The organism is Streptomyces diastatochromogenes (assembly GCF_002242805.1).
Classification (GTDB): Bacteria; Actinomycetota; Actinomycetes; order Streptomycetales; family Streptomycetaceae; genus Streptomyces; species Streptomyces diastatochromogenes.
Genome location: NZ_MCGQ01000041.1, coordinates 66977 through 82109, shown reverse-complemented (window position 1 = coordinate 82109; position 15133 = coordinate 66977). Strand labels below are relative to the sequence as shown.

Sequence of the window (15133 nt, the reverse complement as noted above, 5' to 3'; positions counted from 1 at the left end):
GCAGGCCGTGGGTGAGGCCCGCAGGATCGTCGTCAAGGTGGGCTCCTCGTCGCTGACCACCGCCGCGGGCGGCCTGGACGCCGACCGCGTCGACGCGCTGGTCGACGTCCTCGCCAAGATCCGCAGCGGGGGAGAGCGGGAGATCGTGCTGGTCTCCTCGGGCGCCATCGCCGCGGGCCTCGCTCCGCTGGGCCTGCGCCGCCGCCCCAAGGACCTGGCCCGCCAGCAGGCCGCGGCCAGCGTCGGCCAGGGTCTGCTCGTCGCCCGCTACACGGCCTCCTTCGCCCGCTACGGCGTGCGCGTCGGCCAGGTCCTGCTCACCAGCGACGACATGAGCCGCCGCGCCCACCACCGCAACGCCTCCCGCACCCTCGACAAGCTGCTGGCCATGGGCGCCTTCCCCATCGTCAACGAGAACGACACCGTTGCCACGGACGAGATCCGCTTCGGCGACAACGACCGCCTCGCCGCCCTCGTCGCCCACCTCGTCCACGCCGACCTGCTGGTGCTCCTCTCCGACATCGACGGCGTCTACGACGGCGACCCCAGCAAGCCGGGGACCTCGCGGATAGCGGAGGTGCGGGGGCCCGAGGATCTCGCAGGGGTCGACATCGGCACCGCGGGCAAGGCCGGCGTCGGCACCGGCGGCATGGTCACCAAGGTCGAGGCCGCGCGGATCGCCGCCGCCGCGGGCATCCCGGTGGTGCTCACCAGCGCCGTCCACGCCGCGGAAGCGCTGAGCGGCGGCGACACCGGAACCTACTTCCACCCCAGCGGCAAGCGCTCCGCCGACCGGCTGCTGTGGCTCCAGCACGCCTCCACCCCGCAGGGCTCCCTCACGCTGGACGACGGCGCCGTCCGCGCGGTCGTGGAGCGGCGCAAGTCGCTGCTGCCCGCCGGAATCGCCGCCGTGGAGGGCGAGTTCAGCGCCGGCGATCCCGTCGAACTGCGGGACGGCACCGGCCGCGCGGTGGCCCGCGGGCTCGTCAACTTCGACGCCAAGGAGATCCCCCAGCTGATCGGACGTTCGACCCGGGAGCTGGCGCGCGAGCTGGGCCCGGCGTACGAACGCGAGGTCGTACACAGGGACGACCTGGTGCTCCTGCACCCGTAAAACGGGGCGTAACGACCGCCCCCGGTGGGGGACGTTCCGTAAAACCGCCCCGCGAAGCCTTGCGGCCTGCTCAACTTTGTCTCAGGAACACGTTCCCGAGCGCTGGGTGAAGGAGGTCGTCGTGAGACGAGTGCGCCCTGGGGCGGCGGCGTCCCGCGGTGCTCTGACGAGCGTCGTGGCCGGGGACACCTACGAGGAGCCCAGGGACCTGCCCCGCCTGTGGCATGTCACCCTCAGCGTCTCCGGGCAGGAGGTCCCCCTCAAGGATCTGCGACGCGCCCTGGAACAGCTGGCCCATGACCACCCCTTCCTGCTGACCAGCAGATACGCGAACGACCACGCGGAGATCCGCTACTGGGAAGAGGCCCGCGACCTGCACGACGCCGCCGCCGTGGCCCTGCGCCTGTGGGGTGAGCACCGCCAGACGGCCGGACTCCCCGCCTGGGAGATCGTCGGCCTGGAGGTCATCGACCGGGGGACCTACCACCAGCGCATCGCCGAGGGCTACGGCCCGCCGCCCGCGACCCCGGTAGGGGTTCATCCCTTCTGACCCCGTACAGGGGTTTCCACCCCTTTGATCCCGTCTCGGGGTGTGGAACGAGCGGTGGACGGCCCCGTCCGGCGCACTACCCTTCCCTCATGACCACGCTCTCGCCGTACGACTCCATGTCCCCGGTCACCCAGGCCGCCTACCGGGCCAGGGCCGCCGCCGCCGACCTCGCGCCGCTCCCGCGCGCCGTGAAGGACGACGCGCTGCTCGCCATCGCCGACGCCCTGGAGGTCCGGACCAGCGAGATCGTGGAGGCCAACGCCAAGGACGTGGCCAAGGCCCGGGAGAACGGCACCAGCGAGTCCGTCGTGGACCGGCTCACCCTCACCCCCGAGCGGATCCGCGCCATCGCCTCCGACGTCCGCGACGTCGCGAAGCTGCCCGACCCGGTCGGCGAGGTCGTCCGCGGCTCCACCCTCCCCAACGGGATCGACCTGCGCCAGGTCCGCGTCCCGCTCGGCGTGGTCGGCATCATCTACGAGGCCCGCCCGAACGTCACCGTCGACGCCGCCGCCCTCTGCCTGAAGTCCGGCAACGCCGTCCTGCTGCGCGGCTCGGCCTCCGCCTACGAGTCCAACAGCGCCCTCGTCCGGGTGATCCGGGACGCCGTCGGCGGCTCGGGGCTGCCCGCCGACGCCGTGCAGCTGGTGCCCGGCGAGAGCCGCGAGTCCGTGCACGAGCTGATGCGCGCCCGCGGCCTCGTCGACGTCCTCATCCCGCGCGGCGGCGCCTCCCTGATCCAGACCGTCGTCATGGAGTCCAAGGTCCCCGTCATCGAGACCGGCACCGGCAACTGCCACGTCTACGTCGACGCCCAGGCCGACATCGACATGGCGATCGAGATCCTCATCAACTCCAAGGCCCAGCGGGTCAGCGTCTGCAACGCCGCCGAGACCCTCCTGGTCCACCAGGACATCGCCCCCGAGTTCCTGCCGCGCGCCCTCGACGCCCTCGCCGAGGCCGGCGTGACCGTGCACGCCGACGAGCGCGTGCTGGCCTACGCCAAGGACTCCAAGGCCACCGTGGTCGAGGCCACCCCGGAGGACTGGGAGACCGAGTACCTCTCCTACGACATCGCCGCCGCCGTCGTCGACTCGCTGGACAAGGCCGTCGAGCACATCCGGCTGTGGACCTCCGGCCACACCGAGGCGATCGTCACCACCTCCCAGCAGGCCGCCCGCCGCTTCACCCAGTTGGTCGACTCCACCACCGTCGCCGTGAACGCCTCCACCCGCTTCACCGACGGCGGCCAGTTCGGCTTCGGCGCCGAGATCGGCATCTCCACCCAGAAGCTGCACGCCCGCGGCCCGATGGGCCTGCCGGAGCTGACCAGCACGAAGTACATCGTCACCGGCGACGGACACGTGCGCCGCTGACGGCCCTGGCCCAAAGGCGTCTCAGCAGGCGGATGAATTTCCATACCGTCTGCCCAAATTGACCCCCCAGGTCTACTCTGGATCCGTGCCGGAGGACGTGGGGGGCACGCCGTTCCCTGACGGCTGGGAGCCCGACGACGACCACGACCACGGGGTGTCGGACGAAGAGTTCGCCTCCGTGGTCTTCGACGAGGCCTTCGTACAGGCGGCCGTGGTGCACGAGCCGACCGCCGTGGAACGCCTCCTGGCCGCCGCGCAGGCCAGAGCCGAGGCCTCCGAGGCGGAAGCCCGCCGAGCCCACGCCAGAGGCGAGCGCTACGACGACGGGTACGGCCCCGAAGGGACCGATTTCGGTCATGATCGGGACGACGACGAACTGGACGACGCCTACGTCCTCGGCGACCGTGGCGGCGTCTTCGGGAACCACGGCAAGCAGGTCCGCTGGCACCGGCCCGTCGCCTGGGTGCTCGCCCTCGTGATGGGCATCGGCATGGTCGCGCTGGCCTTCGCCGCGGTCTACCGGGGCGCCTCCTCGAACACCCGCGACCGGGTGCCGTCCCCCGCCTCGACCGGCCTGGAGCAGGGCGCGGCCTCGCCCCCCTCGGCCTCCGCCGACTCCTACCCGCCGGCCGTCTCGGCTTTCCCACGAACCCCCTGAACGTTCACGCGCGCACCTGTTGAGAACCTGTCAGAAGTTGTCGCGTAGCGGGGCGTTTACCCGAGGCCCACGAGACCTACTCTGAAAGTATGGGCGGGCCTGGAGACCCACCGGAGGGGACACCCGAGGGCGGCCCCGGAGGTGGAGAGGACGAGTACCGATCCGTCGTGTTCGACGAGTCGTTCGTCCGCGCTGCCCGCCTCCAGGAGTACTCCGCGCAGGAGCGCATGGGCGACCACGCCCCCGCCGTGCGCCGCCGCCCGGCCCTGCGCCGGGGACTGACCCGGCAGCTCCTGATCCTCGCCCTGCTGCTCGCCGTCGCCTTCGGCACCGCGATCTACATGGGCCTCCGCCACCCCTACAGCTCCCCGCAGGCCCGGCGCTCCGTCGAGGCCCTGCGGATGACCGTCATCCCGCTCGCCCCCCAGGGCAAGGTGCCCGGCGGCGCCGACGCCGAGCTGCTGTACGCGCACAGTCCCGCCGCCCAGTTCGAGGTCGGCGCCGCCGGGATCCCGCTGCCGGCCACCCGCAACACCCCGCACTTCTCCGACAGCCAGGTCACGGCCGCCCTGAGCATCGCCAGGACCTACCTCGTCCGCTCCTCCCTCGACCCCGACGTGCTCACCGGCCGCCAGGTCCGCCAGGCCCGTGCCCTCCTCGACGGCGACCAGCTCGACCAGTTCGACCAGAGCTTCGACCACCCCGCGGCGGACGGCCGCCACGCCCCCACCGGCTGGCTGGTCCGCCTCGACCCCTCCCGCGCGCAACTGGCCGACGACCGGATCCGCGTCCAGGGCACCCTGCAGGCCGACGAGACCGACTCGGCCACGCTGGAGGTCACCGCCGACACGATCTTCGTCTACGCGCTGCGCCCGACCGGAGCCGCCGCCGACGCGCCCGTGTCCCTGTTCACGGTCCGCCGTGAGATGACCTTCCGCTTCGACCGCGACGACCTGCGCGTGGGCCAGCTCCAGCTGGTCACCTCCTACGCCCAGGCCGGCCCCATGTCCTGCGCGGAGGACGCCACCTCCTACCTCCACCCCCTCCTGTCCGGCCAGACCGCCAGGACAGGCGGCCCGGCAGGCACAGACCCGTATGCGACGGACAGCGCCACCGCCCTGTGCGGGACGCTGGCCGTTGGGGCTCAGCCGAAGGGGTGAGTGGGCTGACGGGGTGCGTTGGCGGGTGCGGGTGGGTGGGGGGTTCTCGCGCAGTTCCCCGCGCCCCTGGGGAAGGAAGGGCTGGGCCCTGCTCGATCGTTCCCGTGGGACCGGTTACTCCTCGTCCTGCGGCGGGGTGTCGCTGGGCCCGTCCTTCGGGGGAGCCGGGCTTTTGAAGCCGTCGAAGCCTCGGCGGACGCGGCCGCCCAGGCCACCGGCGCCGCCCGCGAGGTCCGTGACCAGCTTCATCAGCGGGTCCTTGGAGGTCTTCACGTCGTCCGCGTAGCTCGCGGCGGACTCGCGGAAGGAGTCGCTGACCGAGGTGTCCTTGTCCTCGGTGCGCCGCGGGTAGTGCCCGTCCATGATCCGCTGGTAGTCCCGGGACTCGGCCCACTTCTTCAGCTCGGCCGCCCGTATGGTGGCGAAGGGATGCGAGCGGGGCAGCACGTTGAGGATCTTCAGCACGGAGTCGCGCAGATCGCCCCCGGCCTCGTACTCCTCGGCCTGCTCCAGGAACGCGTCCACGTTCATCTCGTGCAGGTGGTTGCCGCCCGCGATCTTCATCAGGCCGCGCATGGAGGCCTTCGGGTCCTGCCCCACGAGCAGCCCGGCCCGGTCCGCGGACAGCTCCGACTTGCGGAACCACTCCCGCAGCGCCGTCACGATCGCCATGATCGCGAGGTTGCCCAGCGGGATCCAGGCGACCTTCAGCGCCAGGGTCGTCAGGAACAGCAGGATCGTGCGGTACACCGCGTGCCCGGACAGGGCGTGCCCCACCTCGTGCCCGACGACCGCCCGCATCTCCTCCTCGTCGAGCAGCTCGACGAGCCCCGTGGTGACCACGATGATCGGCTCGTCCAGCCCGATGCACATCGCGTTCGGCTGCGGGTCCTGGTTGACGTACATCGGGGGGACCTTCTCCAGGTCCAGGATGTAACAGGCGTCCAGCAGCATGTCGTGCAGATGCTTGAACTGCCGCTCGGAGACGCGCACCGAGTCGGACAGGAACAGCAGCCTCAGGCTCCGCTCCGGAAGCAGCCCGCTGAGCGCCTTGAACACGGTGTCGAAACCGCTCAGCTTGCGCAGCGCCACCAGGGCCGACCGGTCGGCCGGGTGCTCGTACGCACGCGAGGAGATCCCCGGGAAGCGCCTGCGCTGCCTGCTCGGCACGCGCTCGTGCCCTGTCTGCTCGCGGCCGTCGTCGGACATGTCTTCCCCCATGTGCGTGTGAGTGCCTCACTGTGCCCCCGAGGCAGGAGCCAGCCTAGGCGGAGATACCGTGGACGGGCAGTACAGCCGAAGGAGTCCATGTCATGGAGCACCAGCCCGCAGCCGCCTGGCTGACCGAGGCCGCCACGAGCGCCGTCCAGCAGCACGGGGCGGGGAATCTGCTCCGGGTCGTCCTCATCGTGATGTTCCTTGGCTGCGCACTGACCGCATGGTTCCTGCTGCGCGGCTACAAGAGGAAGGACGACTGACCGACGGCGAAAGTTCCCTGCCGACGGTCAACCCGCGCCCCGCGCCCGCACCAACGGCGGAGTCGGCGTGATCGCCGCCGGGCCGCCCGCTTACGATGAGCCGACGTCTTTATCCCGCCCACACGCGATAGGTCCTGCCGAAGATGAGCTTCCACAGCGCCGCTGCCCAGTTGGTCACTCTCGCCGCCGAGGGCGAGGAGCACGGCGGCAACCACAACAGCCTGAACCCGGCCATCACCGGCGGCAGCGCCCTGGTCATCCTGCTGCTGCTCCTGTGGATCACCACCCGCTTCAACCGCGACCGCTGACCCGGGACCCTGTCCGCCGCCGGGGCCCTCAGCCGAGGCCGGTAGGGTCTGCACGCATGGGAGAGCAGGACATGCCTACCGGCCCGGCGAACGACACGGCCGCACACGCGGCCGGCGAAGCCGCCGGGCACGCCGGAACGGCGGCAGGCACGGTGAAGACCCCGGCCTACGCGCCGGGCAACGGCCCCGCCCACTCGGGCAAGCGCCGCCTCGGCGTCATGGGCGGAACCTTCGACCCGATCCACCACGGACACCTGGTGGCGGCCAGCGAGGTCGCCGCGCAGTTCCAGCTGGACGGGGTGGTGTTCGTGCCCACCGGTGAGCCGTGGCAGAAGTCCCACCGCAAGGTCTCCCCGGCCGAGGACCGCTACCTGATGACGGTCATCGCGACCGCCGAGAACCCGCAGTTCTCCGTCAGCCGCATCGACATCGACCGCGGCGGCCCCACCTACACCGTGGACACCCTGCGCGATCTGCGGGCCCTCAACCCCGACGCCGACCTGTTCTTCATCACCGGCGCCGACGCCCTCGCCCAGCTGCTGACCTGGCGCGACTCGGAGGAGCTGTTCTCCCTCGCGCACTTCATCGGCGTCACCCGGCCCGGCCACCACCTGACCGACCCCGGTCTGCCGGAAGGCGGAGTCACGCTCGTCGAGGTGCCCGCGCTCGCCATCTCCTCCACGGACTGCCGCGCGAGAGTCGCCAAGGGCGAGCCCATCTGGTACATGGTGCCGGACGGAGTCGTGCGCTACATCGACAAGCGCGAGCTGTACCGCGGCGAGTGAGCCGAGAGGGGCACCGGTGAACGACCGATACGACGCGGGGTACGGAGACGGCCAGTACGAACTCGTCGGCTACGACGAGTACGGCCAGCCGGTGTACCAGCAGATCCCGGCACAGCAGATTCCACAGCAGCAGGTTCCGCAGCAGCCCTACGACCCGTACGCCCAGCAGGGCTACGGCTACGACCCGTACGCCACCGGGCAGCAGTCGGCTCAGCCCTACGACACCGGGAACCAGGCCGCCGCCCCTTCCTACGACCCCTACGACACCGGCCACCAGGCGCCCGCCCCCTCCTACGACTCCTACGGCGGCAGGGGCGCGGCGAACACGTACGACCCCTACGGCCAGACCGCGACCAGCGGGCAGCAGCCGCGCGTCGCCGAGCAGACCGCGTACATCCCGCAGCAGACCGGACCGGTCCCGCAGCAGGCGGGTCAGGCCGAGGAGCCGGAACCCGCGGCCGACCACGAACGCGACTACCACACCGAGCAGTTCGCCTTCGTGGAAGAGCCGACCGACGACTCCGAAGACGTCATCGACTGGCTGAACTTCACCGAGAACCGCACCGAGCGCCGCGAGGAGGCCCGCCGCCGCGCCCGCAGCCGGACCATCGCCCTGCTCGTCGTCCTCGCCCTCGTCGCCGTCGGCGGTGTGGGCTACCTCTGGTACGCCGGAAAGCTGCCCGGCCTGTCCTCCTCCGGCTCCAAGTCGGGCACGGCGACACCGGCGGCCGCCCAGAAACGCGACGTGATCGTCGTCCACCTGCACAACACCGGCAAGGGCGGCACCTCCACGGCGCTGCTGGTCGACAACACCACCACCAAGCAGGGCACGACCGTCCTGATGCCCAACTCCCTCGCGCTCACCGGCGACGACGGCACCACGACGACCCTCGCCAAGTCGGTCGACGACGACGGCGCCTCCGGCACCCGCGACCAGCTCGACACCGTCCTCGGCACGAACATCCAGGGCACCTGGCGCCTGGACACCCCGTATCTGCAGAACCTCGTCGACCTGGTCGGCAGCATCGACATCGACACCAACGCCGACGTACCCGACCCGGACGCCAAGAAGAAGGGCACCTCGCCCCTGGTCCACCAGGGCAAGGACCAGACCCTCAGCGGCAAGATGGCCGTCGCCTACGCCACCTACCGTGCCTCCGGCGAGGCCCAGAACGCCCAGCTGGAGCGGTTCGGGCAGGTCATGCAGGGGGTGCTGCGCAAGATGTCCTCCGACCCGACGGGCGCCACGACCACCGTGCAGACCCTCGCGCAGATCCTCGACCCGCCACTGACCGACAAGGACCTCGGCGCCTTCCTGGCCAGGCTCGCCGACCTTGCCAAGGGCGGCGACTACAAGACGGCCCTGCTGCCCGTGCAGTCCGACGGCACACTGAGCGCCAGGACCAGTGACAGCGTGGTGAAGGACATCCTCGGCGGCACCGCCAAGAGCCCCGACGCGGGCTCCGCGGTGCGGGTCTCCGTCCAGAACGCCACCGGTGTGAAGGACGACACAGAGAAGGCCCGCGTGGTGCTCCTCAACGGCGGCTTCACCTTCCTCGAGGGCGGCACCGCGTCCGGAACCCAGGCCACCTCCAAGGTGCTCTACGCCGACGCCGCCGACAAGGCGAACGCCACCGAGGTCGCCAAGACCCTTGGCCTGCCCGCCGGCTCCGTGACCAAGGGCACGGTCTCCTCAGGCGCCGACGTCTTGGTCGTCCTCGGCGGCGACTACAAGCCCGCTTCCTCCTGACAGCGGCCGGGGCACCCCATGTGATCCGTTAATCACATGGGGTGCGCCCTGCGGTCCGTGAGACCCTTGATGTCAAGTGACCCCTTGACGGAAAGCCATGTAGTGACCGCCACTGATCGTTCCCTTGAGCTCATCAACAGCGCCGCCCAGGCAGCGGCCGACAAGCTCGCCCACGACGTCATCGCCTACGACGTCAGCGACGTGCTGTCGATCACGGACGCATTCCTGCTGGCCTCCGCGCCGAACGACCGCCAGGTCAGGGCGATCGTCGACGAGATCGAGGAGCGCCTGCTGAAGGATCTCGGCGCCAAGCCGGTACGCCGCGAGGGAGACCGCGAGTCCCGCTGGATCCTGCTCGACTACGTCGACATCGTCGTCCACGTCCAGCACAGCGAGGAGCGGGTCTTCTACGCCCTGGAGCGGCTGTGGAAGGACTGCCCCGAGCTCGAACTGCCCGCTGACGCCAAGGCCACCCGCGGCAAGGCCAAGGAGCACGCCGAGCTGCAGGCCGCCGAGGCCGCCGACGAGCCGGCCGGGGAGTGGTGATGAGCGCCACCGGCGAGGTGAGCGACCGAACCGGCCGGGGCCGCCGCGTCATCCTGTGGCGGCACGGCCAGACCTCCTGGAACGTGGAGCGCCGCTTCCAGGGCACCACGGACGTCGAGCTGACCGAGACCGGCCTCGGTCAGGCCCGCCGCGCCGCCCGGCTGCTCGCCTCCCTGGGCCCGGACGCGATCGTCTCCTCGGACCTGCAGCGGGCCGCGAACACGGCCGCCGAGCTGGCCACCCTCACCGGCCTCGACATCGTCCGCGAGGAGGGCCTCCGGGAGACCTACGCGGGCGTCTGGCAGGGGCTGACGCACGACGAGATCATCGCCCGGTACGGCGAGCAGTACGCTGCCTGGAAGCGTGGCGAGGCGGTCCGTCGCGGCGGCGGCGAACTGGAGACCGAGGTCGCCGACCGCGCCGCCCCCGTCGTGCTGCGGCACGCCGAGAAGCTGCCCGAGGACGGCACCCTCGTGGTGGTCAGCCACGGCGGCACCATCCGCACCACCATCGGCCGGCTCCTCGGCCTGGAGGCCCGGAACTGGGAGAGCCTCGGCGGCCTCTCCAACTGCTGCTGGTCCGTGCTCGGCGAGGGCGCCCGCGGCTGGCGCCTGCTGGAGCACAACGCTGGCACCCTCCCGGAGCCCGTCCTCGGCGACGACGACTGACCCCTGACCCCGGATTTCACTTTCCGGCAGGTCACAGGCTAGAGTTCTTCTTGTTCGCCCCCGCCGAGCGGGAAGAACACAAGGGGCTATAGCTCAGTTGGTAGAGCGCCTGCATGGCATGCAGGAGGTCAGGAGTTCAATTCTCCTTAGCTCCACGGATCGACACTCTGTTGAGTTGTCAAAGATCGGTGATGAGGATCCCGTCCCCTCAGGGGGCGGGATTTTCTGTGTTCCATCGACGAATGATCTCGGCGGCCTCCCCGTCCGTCGGCGGCCACAGCCGCTGCCTCTGTTCTCTGAGCAATGCGACCTTCGCGCGAGCTTCTTCGTCCTCCGGTGTGTAGACGACGATCCGGCACTCGGGCATCCCGTCGATGGACAGCGACTGCGAGGTCATCCGCATCTCGCCCACCACCTGGTGACGGAACGTCTTGACCCGCGGCCCCGGAGGCGTCACCTCGCCACTCGCCCACAGCGACGCGAAGTGGGGGCTCGCGGCCGACAGGCCGCGTATGTAGTCCTCCCAGGCCGGCTCGCCCACATGTCTGCCGTACGCCGACCGCAGCGTGGCAACCATCACCGGCAGCTCGCGGTCCCGGTGCACCACCGGACACGTCTCCTCCGGCAGCGTGAACAACGTCCACAGCACGTTCGGCACACCGATCCGGAGGGTCTGCGGTACCGCGAACAGGTCGCGGTAGGCCGGGTTGGTGGCCAGGATGTCGTACCGCGAGTTGTAGACCACCGCGAGCAGCGGGTCGAGGGCGTCGATGATGCCCTGGACCTCCGGACCGGCCCGCCGGGTCAGGCCTTCCGGTGCCGGCTCGAAGGGCACCTCCGCCAGCCGGTACAGGTGCTCCCGCTCCGGCGGGTCCAGCCGCAGCGTCCGTGCGACCGCGTCCAGTACCTGCGACGAGGCGTTGATCGGCCGGCCCTGCTCCAGCCACGTGTACCAGGTCACCCCCACGCCCGAGAGCTGGGCGACCTCCTCCCGGCGCAGCCCGGGCGTGCGTCGCCGCAGCCCCGGCGGCATGCCCACGTCGGCCGGTGTCACCCTGGCCCGCCTGCTGCGCAGAAAGGCGGCCAGCTCCGGCCTGCGGCGCTGTGTCGTCGTCCCCATTGTCAGTCCCCCGTCCCCCGTCGTCCCGTCCCCATCGTCGGCACCCGCTGCTGGTACTGCCAGGTGCTGCCAGTACCAGCATCAAAGGGCACTCGGCACCCGTACCGGTCCGTCGTCAGTCTCGACGTCATGACGACGACACCTCGAACCGGGCCGAGTCCCGCACCCGTTCCCAACCCTGCGACCAGTGAAGCACTCGCCACTGACAGTGAGGTCCCCACCGCCGACAGTGCGGAAGCTGCCGCCGACGATGGATCCCCCGTCACTCACAGTGAAGCACCCGCCACTGACAACCGGCCCCGGCTGCTGCTCGCGGTCCTGCTCACCGCCCTGTTCATGGCGGCCCTGGACGTCTTCATCGTGAACGTCGCGGCGCCCACCATCGGTTCCGATCTCCACGCCTCGGGCGCCGACCTGCAGCTGGTGGTCGCCGGCTACGCCATCACCTACTCCGTGCTGCTGATCACCGGCGCCCGGCTCGGCGACCGGGTCGGCCACGGTCGGGTCCACCTCGCCGGACTCGCCCTGTTCACCGCGGCCTCGCTCGCCTGCGGCCTGGCGCAGGGTTCGACCGAGCTGATCGTGTTCCGGCTGGTGCAGGGCGCCGGCGCGGCGCTGATGATCCCGCAGGTGCTCAGCCTGATTCAGCGCACGTTCACCGGCGAGGCCCGGGCCCGGGCGCTCGGCGCCTACTCGGCGGTCCTCGCGGTCGGTGCGGCGGCCGGGCAGGTGGTGGGCGGCGTGCTGGTCAGCGCCGACCTGTTCGGCACCGGCTGGCGTCCGGTGTTCCTGGTCAACGTGCCGGTGGGCGTGTTCCTGCTGGTGCTGGGCAGGCGGGTGCTGCCGCCGGGACGCGGAGCGGAGGCCGAGCGGGCGCGCGACCTCGACCTGCCCGGACTCGTCCTGCTGGGCGCGGCCGTGTCACTGCTGACCGTGCCGCTGGTGCTCGGGCAGGAGGAGGACTGGCCGCTGTGGTCCTGGCTGTCGCTGGCCACCGCCGTGGTTCTGTTCGCGGTGTTCTGCGGCTATGAATCCCGGCTGGCCAGGCGCGGCGGCGCCCCGCTCATCGCACTGCGCGTCCTGCGTCACCCCGGCATCGGCCTGGCCGTGTTCCGCATCCTGGCCGTCATGTCGGTCAACGCCGGCTTCCTCTTCGCACTGACCCTGCACGTCCAGGGCGGTCTCGGCTACAGCGCGCTGCGAGCCGGTCTGAGCTTCGCGCCGACCGCGGTCGTCTTCGGCGCCGTCAGCCTGACCTGGCGGAAGTGGCCCGCAGCCTGGCAGCGGGCGCTCACTCCGGCCGGGTTCGCGCTGACGGCCGTGTCCGCGGCCGTGGTGGGGCTGGCCTTCCGCGACGGCGGCGACGGGGGAGCGCTGCTGTACGTCGGGTACGCCGGAGTGGGGGTCGGTCTCGCGCTGGCCTTCAGCCCGACCCTCACCGGCGCGCTGGCCACTGTGCGGCCGGAGGACGCCGCGGACGCCAGCGGGCTGCTGGCGACTGTCGTCCAGCTCGGTCAGCTGATCGGGGTGGCGGCGTTCGGCACACTGTTCCTGAACCGGCTTGAGTCACTCGGGGCTCTGCGGGCGTATACCTCTGCGGAGGCGTTCTCGGTGTGTGCTTGGGCGCTGGCCGGAACGGCCGCAGTGGGGGCCGTGTCCGGACTGGTACTGAGGCGTCGCTGACCGTATTGGTCCGGCCGTGGCAGAATCAAACGGCCGGAAGGGGGCGCGGCCCGACGGGAGGGAGTAGCGATGCCTGCGAGCATCCTTGAGGAGGGCGGCCACCTCCTCGGTGCGGCGTTGATACGGGATACGACCACCCGGCTCAGCTGCCCTTCCTGCGGTTCCGCGCGTGTGGCCCAGGTTCTTGGCGACAACGGCGGAATCTCCTACGTGTGCACGGCCTGCGGCCACAGCTGGAGCTGATCGATGGGTGCACACAGGCGAAAGTGCGACTGGTGTGGGAGCGGTACACCGATCGTCCGTGACATGGAACCGATCAATCCCGACTACCAGTACTGGTGCGAGGAATGCGCGCGGGCGCTGATCATAAAAGGCGACCCGATCGAGACCTACCGCGAGCTGGAGGGCGAGCCGATCTACGGCCGGCTGCTCGAGGAGCACTGCACGCTCAAGAGGTTCTACTCCTTCGTGACCGCTTGACGCGCTGCTGACCGCGGCCGGGGCCTCGGCAATGATGTCCGGGCCAGCGCGAGGAACAGCGCACCGGCCCCTCCGTAGAGGGCCGACAACGTCAACTGGACGCCTGTCTGCTGCAGTTCGGGCCGTCCGGGGCCGTGCGGCACCCACCACGGGGCGTACGAGCAGAAGACCAGCGCCGTGCCCAGGGCGGCCGCCCGGCGTCCGCGCGTCCACAGCAGGAGCACCAGGGGTACGCACCACACCCAGTGGTGCGTCCACGACACCGGACTGATCAGCAGCGCCGTGACCGCGCAGGCGCACACCGCCCAGGGCCGCATCCCCCGCAGCTCGGCCGTGACCGCCACCGCGAGCCCCAGGGTGGCCGCCAGGGCCGCGGAGGCGACCCAGAGGGCTCCCGGGTCGGGTGTGTGCAGCAGGCGGGCCAGAACGCCGCGCAGGGCCTGGTTGGCGCTGCTCTCGGGATGCCCGGCCCGGTCCGCGTGGAACACCATGTCCGTCCAGAACCGCCACGAGTCGTACGGCAGGGCGGCGGCTGCGAGCAGCGTCGCCCCGGCGAACGCGGCGGCCGCCCCGCGCGCGTGCCGCAGCCACGGCCCCCCGTCCCCGCCCCTGAGCCGGGCCACGACACCCGCGGCGAGCAGGAACACCGGGAAGAGCGCGGGGGTCAGCTTGACCGCGGCGGCGAGCCCGAGCCCCGCCCCGGCCAGTCGGTCGTACCCGCCGGCGGGGCGGCGGGTGAGGTCCCACAGCGCCAGGGCGGCCAGCAGCAGGTTGACCTGGCCGTACCGCAGCGTCGTCCACACCGGCTCGCACCACACGGCCACCGCCGCGACCCACCAGACGCTCTCCACGCGCGCGTGGCCGACGAGTTTCAGCGACAGCCGCACGAACACCACGAGGAGGGCGAGATTTCCTGCCGTCGCCAACACCCGCAGCGTCGGCCTGTCCGGCAGGGTCAGCGCGGTGAACAGCAGGGCCGCGAACGGCGGGTAGGTGGTGGGCAGGTGGGCGGCGGTGGCCCGCAGCGCGTACAGGTCGCCCCCCGCGCGGACGGTGGCCCCCTCGGCCCGGTACACCATCAGGTCGATCATCGTCACGTGCGCAGCCCTCTGGGCCAGCCAGAACGCCGTGAACGACACCAGGCACGCACCCACGGCCACCGGCACCCGGCGCCGGGCTCCGGAGAACGCGATCAGGGTCACGAAAGCAGACATTAGCCCCCGTATGAGGGCAGAGCGGAAACCGATTTGGTACTGCGCCCCGGTGACCGTGTAATGTTGGCGTCGCCGCCGGGGAAACCGGGCGGACCAAAGCAAGGGGCTATAGCTCAGTTGGTAGAGCGCCTGCATGGCATGCAGGAGGTCAGGAGTTCAATTCTCCTTAGCTCCACAGAAGTCGAAGGCGGACCTTCCGAACGGAAGGTCCGCCTTCGGCGTGTTCCGGAGCATGCGAAAGGC

At 71.0% G+C, this 15133-nt stretch carries 17 protein-coding genes and 2 tRNA genes; 16 read left to right on the top strand and 3 right to left on the bottom strand.

Features of this window, described 5'->3' with window-relative positions; all coding sequences use genetic code 11:
* The first annotated feature begins 7 nt into the window (after nucleotides 1-7).
* The 5 genes from proB to BEK98_RS37075 all read left to right on the top strand — a co-directional run bounded on the left by proB (nucleotide 8) and on the right by BEK98_RS37075 (nucleotide 4858).
* Nucleotides 8-1114, top strand: coding sequence for a glutamate 5-kinase (gene proB / locus BEK98_RS37095; protein ID WP_094221160.1), 1107 nt, complete (start codon nucleotides 8-10; stop codon nucleotides 1112-1114).
* A 121-nt stretch (nucleotides 1115-1235) separates the two neighbouring features.
* Entirely contained in the window at nucleotides 1236-1664 is a 429-nt protein-coding gene (locus tag BEK98_RS37090) for a hypothetical protein (protein WP_094221264.1), read from the top strand.
* An 89-nt stretch (nucleotides 1665-1753) separates the two neighbouring features.
* The gene (locus BEK98_RS37085) at nucleotides 1754-3040 is read left to right on the top strand and encodes a glutamate-5-semialdehyde dehydrogenase (RefSeq protein ID WP_094221159.1); all 1287 of its coding nucleotides are present in this window, start codon (nucleotides 1754-1756) and stop codon (nucleotides 3038-3040) included.
* Nucleotides 3041-3125: 85 nt separating this feature from the next.
* Nucleotides 3126-3698, top strand: coding sequence for an SCO2584 family spore wall biosynthesis protein (locus BEK98_RS37080; RefSeq protein WP_094221158.1), 573 nt, complete (start codon nucleotides 3126-3128; stop codon nucleotides 3696-3698).
* A gap of 89 nt (nucleotides 3699-3787) precedes the next feature.
* The gene (locus BEK98_RS37075; RefSeq protein ID WP_094221157.1) at nucleotides 3788-4858 is read left to right on the top strand and encodes an SCO2583 family membrane protein; all 1071 of its coding nucleotides are present in this window, start codon (nucleotides 3788-3790) and stop codon (nucleotides 4856-4858) included.
* A 114-nt stretch (nucleotides 4859-4972) separates the two neighbouring features.
* Here the strand turns inward: BEK98_RS37075 and BEK98_RS37070 are convergent, their stop codons facing one another.
* Nucleotides 4973-6067 carry a M48 family metallopeptidase gene (locus BEK98_RS37070; RefSeq protein ID WP_094221156.1) on the bottom strand — a complete coding sequence of 365 codons (1095 nt, stop codon included), beginning with the start codon at nucleotides 6065-6067 and terminating at the stop codon, nucleotides 4973-4975.
* A 104-nt stretch (nucleotides 6068-6171) separates the two neighbouring features.
* On the opposite strand from BEK98_RS37070, the gene BEK98_RS37065 reads away from it, so the two are divergent.
* The 7 genes from BEK98_RS37065 (at nucleotide 6172) to BEK98_RS37035 (ending at nucleotide 10548) form a co-directional block, all read left to right on the top strand.
* The gene (locus BEK98_RS37065; RefSeq protein WP_094221155.1) at nucleotides 6172-6336 is read left to right on the top strand and encodes a hypothetical protein; all 165 of its coding nucleotides are present in this window, start codon (nucleotides 6172-6174) and stop codon (nucleotides 6334-6336) included.
* Nucleotides 6337-6479: 143 nt separating this feature from the next.
* On the top strand, nucleotides 6480-6644 hold the full coding sequence (locus tag BEK98_RS49215; RefSeq protein WP_094221154.1) for a hypothetical protein: 165 nt from the start codon (nucleotides 6480-6482) through the stop codon (nucleotides 6642-6644).
* 56 nt (nucleotides 6645-6700) lie between these two features.
* Complete coding sequence (gene nadD / locus BEK98_RS37055; protein ID WP_094221153.1) at nucleotides 6701-7429, top strand: nicotinate-nucleotide adenylyltransferase; 729 nt, start codon at nucleotides 6701-6703, stop codon at nucleotides 7427-7429.
* Nucleotides 7430-7445: 16 nt separating this feature from the next.
* Nucleotides 7446-9179, top strand: a complete 1734-nt coding sequence (locus tag BEK98_RS37050) for an LCP family protein (RefSeq protein ID WP_094221152.1) — start codon at nucleotides 7446-7448, stop codon at nucleotides 9177-9179.
* 102 nt (nucleotides 9180-9281) lie between these two features.
* Nucleotides 9282-9725 carry a ribosome silencing factor gene (rsfS, locus tag BEK98_RS37045; RefSeq protein WP_094221151.1) on the top strand — a complete coding sequence of 148 codons (444 nt, stop codon included), beginning with the start codon at nucleotides 9282-9284 and terminating at the stop codon, nucleotides 9723-9725.
* Nucleotides 9725-10393 (top strand): histidine phosphatase family protein, encoded by a 669-nt coding sequence (locus BEK98_RS37040; RefSeq protein WP_094221150.1) that lies wholly within the window; start codon nucleotides 9725-9727, stop codon nucleotides 10391-10393. Before rsfS ends, BEK98_RS37040 begins: the two co-directional genes overlap by 1 nt.
* Nucleotides 10394-10475: 82 nt before the next feature.
* Nucleotides 10476-10548: transfer RNA gene (locus tag BEK98_RS37035), tRNA-Ala, on the top strand.
* Nucleotides 10549-10601: 53 nt separating this feature from the next.
* Here BEK98_RS37035 and BEK98_RS37030 read toward each other — a convergent pair.
* A complete protein-coding gene (locus tag BEK98_RS37030) occupies nucleotides 10602-11513 on the bottom strand; it encodes a helix-turn-helix transcriptional regulator (protein ID WP_094221149.1) in 912 nt (303 codons plus the stop codon).
* Nucleotides 11514-11642: 129 nt separating this feature from the next.
* Here BEK98_RS37030 and BEK98_RS37025 point away from each other — a divergent pair, with 129 nt between their 5' ends.
* The 3 genes from BEK98_RS37025 (at nucleotide 11643) to BEK98_RS37020 (ending at nucleotide 13676) form a co-directional block, all read left to right on the top strand.
* Entirely contained in the window at nucleotides 11643-13196 is a 1554-nt protein-coding gene (locus tag BEK98_RS37025) for an MFS transporter (RefSeq protein WP_094221148.1), read from the top strand.
* Nucleotides 13197-13265: 69 nt separating this feature from the next.
* Nucleotides 13266-13439, top strand: a complete 174-nt coding sequence (locus BEK98_RS48160; protein ID WP_101373401.1) for a hypothetical protein — start codon at nucleotides 13266-13268, stop codon at nucleotides 13437-13439.
* A gap of 3 nt (nucleotides 13440-13442) precedes the next feature.
* Entirely contained in the window at nucleotides 13443-13676 is a 234-nt protein-coding gene (locus tag BEK98_RS37020; RefSeq protein WP_006136074.1) for a hypothetical protein, read from the top strand.
* Here the strand turns inward: BEK98_RS37020 and BEK98_RS37015 are convergent.
* Nucleotides 13655-14890, bottom strand: a complete 1236-nt coding sequence (locus BEK98_RS37015; RefSeq protein WP_094221147.1) for a glycosyltransferase 87 family protein — start codon at nucleotides 14888-14890, stop codon at nucleotides 13655-13657. The two genes, BEK98_RS37020 and BEK98_RS37015, sit on opposite strands and share 22 nt — an antisense overlap.
* A gap of 102 nt (nucleotides 14891-14992) precedes the next feature.
* On the opposite strand from BEK98_RS37015, the gene BEK98_RS37010 reads away from it, so the two are divergent.
* Nucleotides 14993-15065: transfer RNA gene (locus tag BEK98_RS37010), tRNA-Ala, on the top strand.
* Nucleotides 15066-15133 lie beyond the last annotated feature (68 nt).